Below are 13,344 nucleotides of genomic sequence, written 5' to 3'. Positions count from 1 at the left end.
CCTTTCTAATCCATTCGTTTGGCAGCTGTCAACCGACGGTAAACGACTCTTCCGAACCATCTTGCACTCAAGTTGAAGACCAGAACGAGCAGCACCAATACCGCAGAAGCGCCTGCGGCGATATCTTTGGAGTCAGGAGCAATGCCTTCACTGTTGACCTTCCAAATATGAACAGCCAATGTTTCGGCAGGTCGCATCGGATTAATAGGCGATCTGGCATGCAATGGATTCCAATCGGTAAAATCAAGCGGCGGTGTACTCATCCCTGCTGTAAACAGCAATGCGGCGGCTTCCCCAAAAATACGGCCTGCGGCCAAGATGGTACCCGTAATCAAGCTTGGCAGCGCTGCTGGCAACAAAATGGAGGTAATGATTTTCCACTTGGACAATCCGAGCGCAAGTCCGGCTTCCTTTTGCTCCTTCGGTACAGCACGGAAAGCCTGCTCAGTTGTGCGAACCATCAGCGGCAGATTGAATACGGCTAGAGCCAGCGCCCCTGACAAGAGGGAAAAGCCAAAATTAAATGTATTGACGATGAGTAATAGTCCAAACAATCCAATGACGATCGACGGGAACGAGGACAATACTTCGACGACAAGTCGTATGAAGTCCGTAATTTTTCCCGGCTTTGCATATTGCGCCATGTAAATGCCGGCGCCCCAGCCAATTGGAATGGTGATAATCAAAGTTAAGATTAGCAAAAATACAGAATTAAACAGTTGCGGACCAATGCCGCCACCTGCACGTAACGTTTGCGGAGCACTGGTTAGAAAGTCAAAAGAAATATGACTGACTCCACGGGCCAAAATGAAGCCCAGCAATCCCACCAAAAGTGCAACAATGAACAAGGCGAAGAAACAGATTACAAATGTAGCGATCTTGTCGGTCGTTTTAGCTTTCATCAAACCCGGTTTCTCCTTTCAAGCAGCCTTACCAGCAGCACGAAAATAAATGTCATGAGCAGAAGAACAAGCGCCATACTCCAGAGTGCATTGTTATGAACGGAGCCCATCGCTGTGTTGCCCATGCTAAGTGTAATGACGCTGGTCAAGGTCGAAGCGGATTCCAGCAAGGAATGCGGTATGTGCGGAGCATTCCCGATGACCATCTGTACAGCCAACGCTTCTCCGAAGGCACGAGCCATCCCGAGAATAATTCCTGTTAAAAGAGCAGGCAGCAGCGTCGGGATAATAACACGGGCAATTGTCTGCCAGCGGGTAGCCCCCAATGCATAAGAGGATTCTCGCAGTCCCCCCGGCAGGGAAGACAACGCATCCGCCATAATACTCGTAATCGTCGGTAATATCATAACCGACAACACAAGGCAACCTGCGAGAATACCGATGCCTTGTCCCCCGAACACGTTTCGCAGCAATGGGACGATTACGGTCAAGCCGACAAAGCCATAGACAACCGACGGAATGCCGGATAACAATTCAATGGCAGGCTGAAGGATACGTTTACCCGATTTCGGCACGATTTCCGTCATAAACAAAGCTGCGCACAAGCTAAGCGGACTGGCAATTAAGGCCGCTAGTATGGTTACGGCAAAAGAACCCGTAATGAACGGAAGCGCGCCGAAGGACTTGGGCTCGCCATCCGGGCTCCATTTGGTTCCAAAGAAAAATTCTCGCAGACTGACTCCATTCACCGCAAATGTAGCTACACCTTTGGAGGCAACAAAATATACGATGGAGACAATGACTGCAACTAAAAAAACGACACAAACCGACGTATAGATGCGGCCGGTCCATTCTTCCCAGTAATGTCTTTCTTTCATAACTCGGGATCGTTTATTCTGTTCCATGTATGCCTTCCCTTCAATTGGTTCCATACTGTAACTCCTTTAAGCGAAGAATAGAGGCCGGACGTTAGTCCGCCTCTTCTTCGTGAATATACTCGCGTTAGCTGCGTTCATCCGAACAGGAGATCGCTCTCCTTATTTCGTGATATTACCGTCAGCATCACGTTTCACTTGCATACCTGATACCGGGATGTATCCCAGGTCTACAACGTCTGCTTTTTGGATTTCATCAGACAGAATATAGTCCAGGAATGCTTTTACATGTTCTTTTGGCTCACCTTTAGTGTACATATGCTCATATGCCCACACTGGATATTTACCTTGTTCTACATTTTCAACGTTAGCTTCCACACCGTCGTACTTCAAAGCAGTGACTGTGTTGTCGATGTAGGACAGAGCCAGGTAACCAATCGCACCAGGTGTTTCAGCAATCAGCTTTTTCACAGTACCAGAGGAATCTTCCTGAATGGAGCCTGGCAGATCTTCTGTTTTTTGTCCCAGCGCGTATTTTTCAAAGGTTGCACGAGTACCGGAGCTACTTGGACGGTTCACGATCACGATTTTTTGATCTGCACCGCCAACTTCTTTCCAGTTCGTAATTTTACCTGTGAAGATTTGTACCAGTTGATCTTTTTTCAGGTCTGTTACGCCTACTTTAGGATTCGCTACCGCTGACATAGCTACAACAGCTACTTGGTGATCGACCAGCTCTTCTGCGCCGCTCTCCAGTTTTTCCTTTGCAAATACGTCAGAGTTACCGATATCCGCTTGTCCACCGGAAACTTGGGTCAAGCCAGTACCGCTACCGCCACCCTGCACTTGAACCGCAATGCCTTTATATTTATCGACAGCCATAAATTTTTGTCCCGCTTGCTCTACCAATGGTTGAAGTGCAGTGGAGCCAACAGCCAGAATGTTACCTGTCAGTTCAGCAGCTGCTTTATTGTCTGTTCCTGCAGCAGCGTCTCCTTGTGGTGCAGCATTGTTACCGGATCCGCAAGCTGCAAGTGCAAATACCATGGTGAGAGTCATCAGAATGAACGGCCATTTTTTCAACATTTTTTATTGTCCTCCCCTTAGTTAAGTGACGGTTTTTTATTTATGACCATCAACACTTTTACATTGTAGGCCCGGAATGTTAGACGAACGACTAGGTTTTGTAAAACAAATATAAAATATTGATAGATAAATTATTTTTCGGTATATAATTAATCTATAGTTTAAATTCACGCATAAATATCAAGTAAGGAGAGTTGTTCGATTCTATGAATATTTTAAAATTGCGCATCTTAGTGCTGATCGATAAATACCATAAAGCGACGGAGGTGGCCGAAACTTTACAAATCAAACAGCCCACCGTCAGCTTTCATATGAAAAGTCTGGAAAAGGAAATGGGTGCGACTCTGTTCTCTCTCCAACAAGGCAGAATTATGCTAACCGAGGCTGGTAAAAAAATGTTGCCTTACGCAAAGCAGATTCTCTCTCTTGAGCAAGAGGCCCGACAAGCTGTAGATGAACAGACAGAAGAATCTCAGAGCCTCTTACACCTGGGGGCAGAGTCGATTTCAGGCATGTATCTTCTCCCAACTATCATGGCTGAATTTGCACAACAATATCCAGAATGGCGTATTCAGTTAGAGATTCAATCTCCGGATGTAATCAAGCAGCTACTGAAAGAGGGGGATATTGATTTTGCTTTTCTCGACGATGGAGAATCTCTTCTGGAAAATACGGTGGCAGAACCAGTGGCTTCAGATCAGGTGGGGATTATCCGCTCAGCATCGGCTGAGACATCCAAGTCACTGGACATCAATGGGCTCGATACGCTGGATAAGCACATATGGGTAAAATATAGCGGGGCATCCGTTGTAGATTCCTATTCTTCGCTAATTAAATCCCATCTGGAAATCAACTCTTGGGAAGCAGTAAAGCAAGTGGTAAGTGGCGGTGACGCGCTTGCCTTCTTTCCTGCCTGCGGAGTTCGTAGCGAGGATCATACTGTCCCCTCGGTGGAATGGCTTCCTTTTCCCGAAGCTGACAAAAAAAAGAGCTATTATCAAATAAACATCGTGTATCAACAAGATACACATAGGAACATGATGCAACAGGCATTCCTTGATTTTATACGACGAGAAGGAATAAGAACCAGTTAACAAAAAAAAGAGCATTCAGGTCTTATGGACCTGAATGCTCTTTTACTTATTGTAACGAGTAAATGCCATCCCTGTATTACTTTGCGGGGACTACAATTATGCTTGTGCTGGAACGCAGCTAATTTTGATCAGGTTCGTGGAACCGGAATCACCAAGAGGTACGCCCGCTGTAATCACAACCAAATCGCCCTCTTTAACGAGGCCAGATTTGCGACCACCTTCCAGCGCATTGTCAAACAGACTGTCTGTTGTGTCAACGATGGGTCTGCCTTGTACTGCATGTACGCCCCAGATCAGAGCCAAACGGCGAACTGTTCTTTCCTGTGTTGTCACAGCGACAATCGGAGCTTCTGGACGGTATTTAGAGATCATACGCGCCGTTGTTCCGCTTTGTGTGGACGTCAGGATTGCTTTGGCATGCAGGTCAAGTGCAGAAATAGAAACGGATTGGCTGATTGCTTCTGTAATACTAATTTCTTGAGCCGTTCTTTGTTTTTTGAACAAATCGCGGTAGTTCAGAGAAGACTCAGCTTTTTCGGCAATACGTGACATGGTCAATACAGATTCTACCGGATATTTACCCGCAGCTGTTTCGCCGGACAGCATAATTGCATCTGTTCCGTCAAAAATAGCATTGGCTACGTCACTTGCTTCCGCACGAGTCGGACGCGGGTTACGTTGCATGGAATCCAGCATTTGTGTTGCTGTAATAACAGGCTTGCCAGCTACATTACATTTGTTAATCATCAATTTTTGCGCCAAAGGCACTTCTTCAGCAGGAATTTCCACACCGAGGTCACCACGGGCAACCATCAGACCATCCGAAGCTTCCAAAATTTCATCCAGGTTGTCAACACCTTGCTGATTTTCTATTTTGGAGATGATTTGAATGTGGCTTGCGTTGTGCTTCGCCAGCAATTCACGAATTTCCTGTACATCACTTGCTTTACGAACAAAAGAAGCCGCGATGAAATCAATGTCCTGCTCAATACCAAAAATGATATCATTCGCATCTTTCTCCGTAATACCAGGCAATGAGATAGCAACGCCTGGAACGTTAACGCCCTTCTTGCTTTTGATCGTTCCGCCATTGACAATGCGGCATTTGATTTCAGTGCCTGATACTTCAATAACGGTGAGTCCGATCAGACCATCGTCGATCAGAATGGTGGAGCCGGGCTCCACGTCCGAGGGAAGATCCTTGTACGTAATGGAGATACGATCTTGCGTACCGAGAATTTCTTCCGTTGTCAGCGTAATGAACTCGTCCTGAACAAGCTCAATAGGTTCAACTTCGAGCTTTCCTGTCCGGATTTCCGGCCCCTTCGTATCGAGCAAAATAGCAACATTTTTGTTAAGCTCCTTACAAGCTTGACGGATGTTTTTAATCCGGTTGCCATGCTCCTCGAAATCACCGTGAGAGAAATTCAGGCGGGCTACGTTCATACCAGCCATAATCAGTTTCTTCACATTTTCCAATGATTCACTGGAAGGACCGATGGTACATACAATCTTAGTTTTGCGCATTTGGGTTTTTCCTCCGTTTTCAAAGGTGCTACTCTTTATATCTTTTTCCAACAATTAAATCTACTACACTTTTTCCTATTTGTATAGGAAGTTCGTCATATTTATTGTTACCCGTTTCCAGCGTATTACAACATAGGTTCAGATTCCGAAGGTTTTAAGAAAGTATATTGTCCTATTTTCCGGAATTTTTGATACCTGTCTTCTCTCAATTCATCGCAGCTCATATTCGTAAGGTCTGCCAAATGACGTTCTAATAACTCCTTGATTGCGGCAGCAGTCACTTCATAGTTACGATGTGCGCCCCCTTTCGGCTCTGGCACGATATCCTCGATAATCTCCATGCGCAGGAGGTCATTAGCGGTGATCTTCATCGCTTCAGCTGCCTGATCTGCCTTAGAAGCATCTTTCCATAGAATCGAGGCTGCGCCGTTCGGAGAAATGGCCGAATAAATGGCGTGTTCCAGCATCAGCACACGGTTACCCACTGCAAACGCAAGCGCACCGCCGCTTCCACCCTCGCCGATGACCACACAAATAACAGGCACCGAAAGCTTTGCCATCTCCCGCAAATTGCGGGCAATCGCTTCCGATTGACCTCTCTCCTCTGCTGTATTACCCGGATAAGCGCCCTTCGTATCAATAAATGTAATAATAGGACGCTTAAATTTTTCAGCTTGCTGCATCAGCCGCAAGCCTTTACGGAATCCTTCCGGATGGGCACTACCAAAAAAGCGTGCAATGTTATCTTTCGTATCCTTACCACGTTGCTGACCAATGACGGTCACCGGAATACCATTTAGCTTGGCAATCCCGCCCACAACCGCCAGATCGTCTCCGAACAAGCGGTCGCCATGCAATTCAATAAAATCTGTAAACACCTGCTCGATCAAATCAAGGGACGTTGGTCTTTGATGATGACGAGCCAGATGCATCTTTTGCGATGCTGTAATGTTCGTGTATATTTCTTCTTCCATCTGGAGATAACGTTCTTCCAGACGGTTAATTTCATCTGTAAAATCAATTTGCTTGTCCTGTCCGAATTGCTTAAGTTCTTCGATCTTCTGTCGCATCTCGACCAGGGGCTTTTCATAAGGCAATTCGCCAGCCATTTATTCCTCCCCTTTCACACTGTGCAGATCAAGCAATTGCCCAAGGGTATCACGCAGTTCCTTGCGATGTACAACCATATCCAATTGTCCGTGCTGCAAATTAAATTCGGAAGTTTGGAAATCATCCGGCAGCTTCTGTCTGATCGTTTGCTCAATTACAATACGACCTGCAAAACCAAATACAGCACCTGGCTCTGCAATAATAATATCTCCAAGCATAGCAAAGCTGGCGGAGACTCCACCTGTAGTCGGATCAGTGATCACAGAAATATAGAGCAATCCCTGCTCGTCCAGACGAGCGAGAGCAGCGCTTGTTTTGGCCATCTGCATCAGACTCAGAATACTTTCCTGCATACGTGCCCCACCGGATGTGGAGAAGATGATAAGCGGCAAGCGCTTGTCAATCGCCTGCTCAATGGCACGCGTAATTTTCTCTCCTACGACCGAGCCCATACTGCCTGTAAAAAAGTCAAAGCTCATCACCGCTACGACAACAGGATGCCCATGAATAAGGCCGTCGCCCGTAACGACAGCCTCGCGCAGGCCAGATTTCAGGGTCTGTTGCTCCAACTTACTTGCATATCCCGGAAAGTCCAGCGGATCAACCGAAATCATATCGGCATCATATTCCGTAAACGTGTCTTCGTCGAGCACCATGCGAATGCGATCCATTGCATTCAAACGCATATGGTATCCGCACACCGGACACACTTTCAAATTTTTCTCCAACTCTTTGCTGTATTGAATACTTCCACACTTGCCACATTTGGTCATAAGACCTTCGGGAATTTCCCGTTTGGGACGATCCGGCATGTCCGCTTGATCGCCGCTCAGCGCCCGTTCCGAAGGGATGGTCGCGTATTTACGCTTCTTTTGGAATAAATCTTTAAACACAACTACACCTCTCCAGCCGTTTATTTGTCAGCCGTAACCGATACAAGGTCCTCTGCCGTCGATGCGGCACCTCTAAGCATTATGTTCATACACACGTCAACGCCTGTTAATACAACATTACCGCCGATCGTGCATCCTTTGTTCCATTCATGCTGCTGTATCACTTCCGCCGTTCCGGACTCAAGGGCGCAAAATCGAATTAAGCACTTCCTGTATTTCTTCGACTTCACCCGAAGGCACAAGTATCTCAAACTGTTGCTTGGATGCACTGATGGCCCGGGTCTGCACCATAAAACCTTCTTCAGACAGTTTGAGCTTAATCATGTCAGCCAGTCTGGCCGTCGGTGCAATATATATCACCGTCCACATGCCTTGTTTCTACCCCCTAAGCCTCAAGTTTTGAGCCCATATAATAGACTCATGATAACATACCTTACTTTTTTCCCGCAACAAAAGCCCTCCTGATCATTCAAGTTTCGTCGGAGGGCCTAGATAATCATTAATTCTGTTTATTCAGGCCAATTAAACATCCAATGATGCAGGATAATGCTTGGCATGAAGGCTCCGATGGGCAATACGCGAAGAAGCGGCGGCAGCCAATCCGGCGACAAGATCGTCTAAAAACACATGAATACCACTGCCTTTTTGGTTCAGCTTATCGATAATTCCAATCTTTTCTTTATCCAGATAGCCAAAACTGGTCAAGCCAATCATGCCGTACACGCTCGTAATGCCAAGAGCCATTGTCTCGTCCACTCCATACAGCGGTTCGTCTGCCTCCATAATGGCTTGAAGTGGCTGGGGAAGAAGTTTTTTTTCGGCCAGCTCATCGAGTGCAATGCCTGTCAGCAGTGTATATTGTACCTCTCGCTTTTGCAAAACCGCTTTGACACTTTCTACACATTCTTCCATAGTCAAATGAGGATAATATTTTAGCTGAAGCTGAAAAACAATGTCCGCAATGGACTCGATCCGAATGCCTCTGCGATTTAACAAGGTTTCTGCATATTCATAGGACATAATTTCCCTCCCGCTTTCACCATGCAGTTCTAATTCTTCCACCGTGCGGGACCTAATGGTGCAGGACACGTGTTGAATCTCCTGTTCCGCCAGTTTTCCAAGTGTATGCGAAAGGGAAGGAAAATGTTCATTAAACCGTTACAATAAGGGCGGGTTGCTGTGTGTCTGTCATTTGACTTTCACGGTGCCTTCACCTAGCATCGACTCCATTCGATCAAAAAGCTGAGGAGAAGGCTTAATGCTGTAAGCATCACTCAACGCCAGCAGACGCTGGTTGCTCTCGTAAAAAAGTACGGTAGGCACAGCACCGGGATGCTCCTGTAGCAATGCCTTGAGGCTGACCAGCAAGCTGGCGTCCTCCTCGGCCTGGCGGGTGATTTTGACAAACACCCGCTGACGGGCGGACGCTTCCGAGCCGCGCGGGGAAGGCACCTGCTCACCGTGAGCCGCTTCGCCTCCGCGTTGTGAGGGGGCCGCTACGGGACGAGCCGCCTTCTGCTGCGGCGAAGCTGATGGAGCGGCTGCTGAAGGCAAGGGCGACGTACGCGGCGCTCTCCCGCCCGGACTGCCAGCAGCTGACACGGATGTTCCAGCTGCTGCGGACGAACGTGCGCCGGTACGCCGGCGCTGAAGAAGCCTTGCCAACGCGTCTTCCGCCAGCGGGGCTGCCTCATCCGCAAGGAGCTTGAAGTGCTCGTCCTGCTGCTGCATCTTGGCACGTAGTGCAAGCAAGGCACCCTTTTCAATCCACTGCTGGCTTCGCTTCCATACCTCAGGAAACAGCACAACCTCACAGCGCTCAATCTGATCCTCCAGCTCAATGAAGGCCATGGCCTTTCCCTGCTTGGTCGTAATCGTCTTGAGTGACACCACCATGCCTGCGGTTACAATAACTGTTTCATCTGGCACGTCGCTCAGCTCCATCAGACGATCCGCTTGGCTGCTTTCCAGCAGCGATTCAAAATCATCTAGCGGATGCCCAGACAAATACAGTCCCAGCAGTTCGCGTTCCAGCTCTAATTGCTGGCTGGTACTAAATGGAGGTACATTGGGGTATTCAATATCCCAATTAGGCATTTCTACAAAGCCAAACATATCAATTTGCAAATCGTCACGTTCCTTGCGCCATTTGGCAGCTGCATCCACCGTTTCATCCAGCATGGCAAGCAACTGTGCCCGATGGCCTGTCAATGAATCAAATGCCCCTGCCTGAATGAGCGATTCAATCACTCTCTTATTACACACCCTCAAATCAACGCGTCGACAAAAATCGAGCAAGCTGTCGAAAGGGCGTTCCTTACGAACAGCAAGAATGCTTTCCATTGCTTGTGTGCCGACATTTTTAATGGCAGCCAGTCCAAAGCGGATATCACCCTGCTGTAATGGGGTAAACAGCACCCCACTCTCATTCACATCAGGCGGCAACACTGCGATATCCATACGACGGCATTCGACGACATATTCAGCCACTTTTCGATGACTTCCCATGACGGCCGTCAGCATGGAAGCCATGAATTGTACTGGATAATGGGCCTTAAGATAAGCCGTCTGGAATGCTAGCACACCATAAGCAGCTGCATGGGCACGCGGAAAACCGTAGTCAGCAAAACGGACGATCATATCGTAAACCCTGCCGGCTTCCTCCTCTGTGTACCCCTGTTTAATACTGCCTTCGACAAAATGACCACGCTCCAGATCCAGCACCTCGCGTTTTTTCTTAGACACCGCGCGGCGCAGCAGATCGGCCTCTCCCAAGGAAAAGCCAGCCATGCGCGATGCAATCTGCATGATTTGTTCCTGATACACAATAATACCGTACGTATCCTTTAAGATCGGTTCAAGATCAGGATGCGGATAAGAAACCTCAATCTGTCCGTGCTTAGCCTGTATAAAGTTGGGAATAAAACCCATCGGGCCCGGACGATACAAAGCCAGGACAGAAATGATATCCTCGAAAACACTCGGTTTCAAATCCTTGAGTACCCGGCGTATACCGGCCGACTCCAGCTGGAACACGCCTCCTGTATCTCCTTTGCCCAGCAAGTCATAGGTATGCGGGTCATCGTCGGGAACACGGCTAAAGTCAGGTGTTTCTCCATGCTGCTCCGCAACCCAGCGCATGCACCGTTCAATAATGGAGAGCGTACGTAGTCCAAGAAAATCCATTTTCAACAAACCGATGCGCTCCAGATTTTCCATTGAGTACTGCGTTAAAGGAACCCCTTCGCTCCCCTCTTGCAGCGGAACCGCATCGGTCAATGGAGTCCGCGAGATGACAACACCCGCCGCATGTGTCGAAGCATGGCGAGGCATTCCTTCTACTTTGATCGCCATATCCAGCAGTTCACGTGTCTTGGGCTTCGTTTCATACAGAGCCTTCAGCTCGGGGGTGATCTCCAACGCATGCCGGATATTAATGCCGAGCTGCGCCGGGATCAACTTGGCCGCCTTGTCCACCTCGCCATACGGCACGTTCAATACACGGCCGACGTCACGGACTGCGGCTCTTGCCGCTAATGTCCCAAAGGTAATAATTTGCGCAACATGCTCATTTCCGTACTTCTGTACTACATAGTCGATAACCTCGTCGCGGCGTTCATCGCTAAAATCAATATCTATATCTGGCATGCTGATCCGTTCAGGGTTCAGAAACCGTTCAAAGAGCAGATTGTATTTTATCGGATCGACATTCGTGATATTAAGCACATAGGCGACCAAACTACCGGCGGAGGAACCCCGTCCCGGACCGGTTGCAATCTTATGCTTATGAGCAAAAGCAATAAAATCCCATACAATCAAGAAATAATCGCTGAAGCCCATACTGTCGATCGTATTTAATTCGTAGTTTAGCCGCTGGTCCAGTTTTTCCCGCTCCTCCGGCTGCTCCCATACAGGATCGCCTCCGTAGCGACGCTCTAGCCCTTGCATGCACAGACTACGCAAATAGGACGAAGACGTCATGTCCTCTGGCAGCGGGCGATATTCAGGCAAAATCGATTGGCCGAATTCCAGCTCCAGCTCGCATTTTTCAGCAATACGCACCGTATTAGCGATGGCTTCTGCTACATGTGGAAATAAACGAGCCATGTCCTCCTGACTTTTCAGATACAACTGACGTGTTGGTATACGCAAGCGCTCCTCATCGTCAACTGTCTTCCCTGTCCCGATACAAATTAGAACGTCCTGGACATCAGCATCCGGCTCGGTTAAGTAATGCACGTCATTCGTCGCCACTAGTGGAATATCCAGTTCCTTCGCCAATGCGATCAATTGAGGATTTACGCGTTTTTGCTCAGACAGACCATGATCCTGAAGCTCCAGATAAAAATCTTCGCCAAAAATGCTACGGTATCGTTCGGCCGCACGTCGTGCTTCGGCTTCCCGACCATGCAGCAAATGCTGCGGCACTTCACCGCCCAAGCAAGCGCTCAAGCATATGATGCCTTCATGATGGGCAGCCAAAGCATCCATATCGATGCGCGGCTTATAGTGAAAACCCTCCAAATGGCCAATGGAGCACAACTTCATCAAATTTTGATAGCCTGTTTTATTTTTGGCGAGCAAAATTAAATGATATATGGGCTGATCCTTCCGGCTGCCACGCTCCTTGCGCGAGCCTGCCGTCATATAAGCCTCACACCCGATAATCGGCTTAATGCCGTTCTCTACACATGCTCTATAAAAAGGAATGGCACCGTACATGACCCCATGATCTGTAAGAGCCAGCGCCTCCATTCCATAAGCTGATGCCTGTTTGACCAATTCCGCGGTACGAGCCGCGCCGTCCAGCAGGCTGTACTCGCTGTGAACATGCAAATGCACAAATGAACTCATGCGCTTCTCTTCCCTTCACCGCTTGATTTTCTTCAAACTATTTTATCATATCCACGTTAGTAGCGCCCATAGAATAAAAGTACAGACCCGGGCGGACAAGCGCGGTCCTGATTCGTATACCCAAGGAGGAAAAGAGCATGAGCACTTTTATATCCAAAGCGATTCTCGACTTCTTCATTGCCTTCGGCATCGTGCTCGGAGGAGCCATGCTCGGCGGAATGGGAGCTGTAGTATCGCTTCAGCCGCCTACCCAGACGATGCTGGAGGTTGCAGGAAGGATTAAAATATGGGCGCTTGCCGCCGCTGTGGGAGGAACGATGGACCCGATCCGGGTCATTGAGAGCAATATGTTGGATGGTAATTTGTCACCTGCCATTAAGCAAATATTGTATTTGATTTTCGCCTTTTTAGGCGCTCATATGGGTGCAGAGCTGGTCAAGTGGGTATGCGGCAACGGACGGCCGTGAGGTGAAACGTCTATGAGAGTCCCTCCCTTTGAGCGCCTGCGCCCTTTTATGCAATTATCCTCCGTTTTTGTACTCGGTATGATTACGGGAGGATTGATCTACAATGCCATCTGGCATGCGAGTTTCAATCAGCTGTGGATGAACAACCAGGACCTTCAATTCCAGCTCCAGCAAGCTGAAGAGGACAACAAAACATTACGTAAATACAGCAAGCGCCAAACCGTCATCAAAGAAATCAAGCTGATTGCGGAGGAAGCCACGGCTGAAAAAATTGACTCTATTAATCTGAAAGAGCTTCTTCGCCGCGTCAGTCGTGATCTGGAGGTGCTGCGCGGCAGAGATATGTTTGAGATTGACTCTGACAGCAAGCTGGTACGTATGTTGCTGCACCAAAAAAAATACACCGTTCGTGACAAGGAGTATACAATCCAGGTCAAAACGATGCTTGTAATGGAAGGTGTGCTGCAAATCTGGCTGGAGGCCAAAGAAAGACTGCCTCAAAGCCACTAAGTCGATCTATTTAACTCCATCTTCTG

Annotated in this window: 12 protein-coding genes; 3 read left to right on the top strand and 9 right to left on the bottom strand. The window is 48.1% G+C overall.

The window, feature by feature from the left end; all coding sequences use genetic code 11:
- Positions 1-5: 5 nt before the first annotated feature.
- The 3 genes from pstA to MMB75_RS09180 form a co-directional block, all read right to left on the bottom strand.
- Complete coding sequence (gene pstA / locus MMB75_RS09190) at positions 6-902, bottom strand: phosphate ABC transporter permease PstA (RefSeq protein ID WP_016819623.1); 897 nt, start codon at positions 900-902, stop codon at positions 6-8.
- A complete protein-coding gene (pstC, locus tag MMB75_RS09185; protein ID WP_013370343.1) occupies positions 902-1,834 on the bottom strand; it encodes a phosphate ABC transporter permease subunit PstC in 933 nt (310 codons plus the stop codon). The genes pstA and pstC overlap by 1 nt, the downstream gene beginning before the upstream one ends.
- A gap of 105 nt (positions 1,835-1,939) precedes the next feature.
- Positions 1,940-2,863, bottom strand: a complete 924-nt coding sequence (locus tag MMB75_RS09180) for a phosphate ABC transporter substrate-binding protein (protein WP_016819622.1) — start codon at positions 2,861-2,863, stop codon at positions 1,940-1,942.
- A 206-nt stretch (positions 2,864-3,069) separates the two neighbouring features.
- Between MMB75_RS09180 and MMB75_RS09175 the strand changes: the two genes are divergently transcribed.
- A complete protein-coding gene (locus tag MMB75_RS09175) occupies positions 3,070-3,957 on the top strand; it encodes a LysR family transcriptional regulator (RefSeq protein WP_016819621.1) in 888 nt (295 codons plus the stop codon).
- A 96-nt stretch (positions 3,958-4,053) separates the two neighbouring features.
- On the opposite strand, the gene pyk is transcribed toward MMB75_RS09175, so the two are convergent.
- The 6 genes from pyk to MMB75_RS09145 form a co-directional block, all read right to left on the bottom strand.
- The gene (gene pyk, locus MMB75_RS09170) at positions 4,054-5,484 is read right to left on the bottom strand and encodes a pyruvate kinase (RefSeq protein ID WP_016819620.1); all 1,431 of its coding nucleotides are present in this window, start codon (positions 5,482-5,484) and stop codon (positions 4,054-4,056) included.
- Between the two features lie 125 nt (positions 5,485-5,609).
- On the bottom strand, positions 5,610-6,593 hold the full coding sequence (locus MMB75_RS09165; RefSeq protein WP_016819619.1) for an acetyl-CoA carboxylase carboxyltransferase subunit alpha: 984 nt from the start codon (positions 6,591-6,593) through the stop codon (positions 5,610-5,612).
- Entirely contained in the window at positions 6,594-7,487 is an 894-nt protein-coding gene (accD, locus tag MMB75_RS09160) for an acetyl-CoA carboxylase, carboxyltransferase subunit beta (RefSeq protein ID WP_016819618.1), read from the bottom strand.
- A 180-nt stretch (positions 7,488-7,667) separates the two neighbouring features.
- A complete protein-coding gene (locus MMB75_RS09155; RefSeq protein WP_007429680.1) occupies positions 7,668-7,856 on the bottom strand; it encodes a hypothetical protein in 189 nt (62 codons plus the stop codon).
- A 153-nt stretch (positions 7,857-8,009) separates the two neighbouring features.
- The gene (locus MMB75_RS09150) at positions 8,010-8,507 is read right to left on the bottom strand and encodes a phosphatidylglycerophosphatase A family protein (RefSeq protein ID WP_025364511.1); all 498 of its coding nucleotides are present in this window, start codon (positions 8,505-8,507) and stop codon (positions 8,010-8,012) included.
- Between the two features lie 168 nt (positions 8,508-8,675).
- Complete coding sequence (locus MMB75_RS09145; RefSeq protein ID WP_045243938.1) at positions 8,676-12,341, bottom strand: DNA polymerase III subunit alpha; 3,666 nt, start codon at positions 12,339-12,341, stop codon at positions 8,676-8,678.
- A 137-nt stretch (positions 12,342-12,478) separates the two neighbouring features.
- Here MMB75_RS09145 and MMB75_RS09140 point away from each other — a divergent pair, with 137 nt between their 5' ends.
- Entirely contained in the window at positions 12,479-12,808 is a 330-nt protein-coding gene (locus MMB75_RS09140; RefSeq protein WP_013309582.1) for a YtrH family sporulation protein, read from the top strand.
- A gap of 12 nt (positions 12,809-12,820) precedes the next feature.
- Positions 12,821-13,318 carry a sporulation membrane protein YtrI gene (locus MMB75_RS09135; RefSeq protein WP_016819615.1) on the top strand — a complete coding sequence of 166 codons (498 nt, stop codon included), beginning with the start codon at positions 12,821-12,823 and terminating at the stop codon, positions 13,316-13,318.
- The last annotated feature ends 26 nt before the right edge of the window (positions 13,319-13,344 follow it).

Origin of the sequence: Paenibacillus sp. P2(2022), from assembly GCF_029522175.1 — a bacterium.
GTDB lineage: Bacteria > Bacillota > Bacilli > Paenibacillales > Paenibacillaceae > Paenibacillus > Paenibacillus polymyxa.
This window is presented reverse-complemented; position numbering and strand designations above follow the sequence as displayed.

Excerpts from the sequence above, each read along its gene's own strand:
- pstA (WP_016819623.1), bottom strand. The coding sequence starts at position 902 with ATGAAAGCTAAAACGACCGACAAGATCGCTACATTTGTAATCTGTTTC.
- pstC (WP_013370343.1), bottom strand. The coding sequence starts at position 1,834 with ATGGAACCAATTGAAGGGAAGGCATACATGGAACAGAATAAACGATCC.
- MMB75_RS09180 (WP_016819622.1), bottom strand. The coding sequence starts at position 2,863 with ATGTTGAAAAAATGGCCGTTCATTCTGATGACTCTCACCATGGTATTT.
- MMB75_RS09175 (WP_016819621.1), top strand. The coding sequence starts at position 3,070 with ATGAATATTTTAAAATTGCGCATCTTAGTGCTGATCGATAAATACCAT.
- pyk (WP_016819620.1), bottom strand. The coding sequence starts at position 5,484 with ATGCGCAAAACTAAGATTGTATGTACCATCGGTCCTTCCAGTGAATCA.
- MMB75_RS09165 (WP_016819619.1), bottom strand. The coding sequence starts at position 6,593 with ATGGCTGGCGAATTGCCTTATGAAAAGCCCCTGGTCGAGATGCGACAG.
- MMB75_RS09155 (WP_007429680.1), bottom strand. The coding sequence starts at position 7,856 with ATGTGGACGGTGATATATATTGCACCGACGGCCAGACTGGCTGACATG.
- MMB75_RS09150 (WP_025364511.1), bottom strand. The coding sequence starts at position 8,507 with ATGTCCTATGAATATGCAGAAACCTTGTTAAATCGCAGAGGCATTCGG.
- MMB75_RS09145 (WP_045243938.1), bottom strand. The coding sequence starts at position 12,341 with ATGAGTTCATTTGTGCATTTGCATGTTCACAGCGAGTACAGCCTGCTG.
- MMB75_RS09140 (WP_013309582.1), top strand. The coding sequence starts at position 12,479 with ATGAGCACTTTTATATCCAAAGCGATTCTCGACTTCTTCATTGCCTTC.
- MMB75_RS09135 (WP_016819615.1), top strand. The coding sequence starts at position 12,821 with ATGAGAGTCCCTCCCTTTGAGCGCCTGCGCCCTTTTATGCAATTATCC.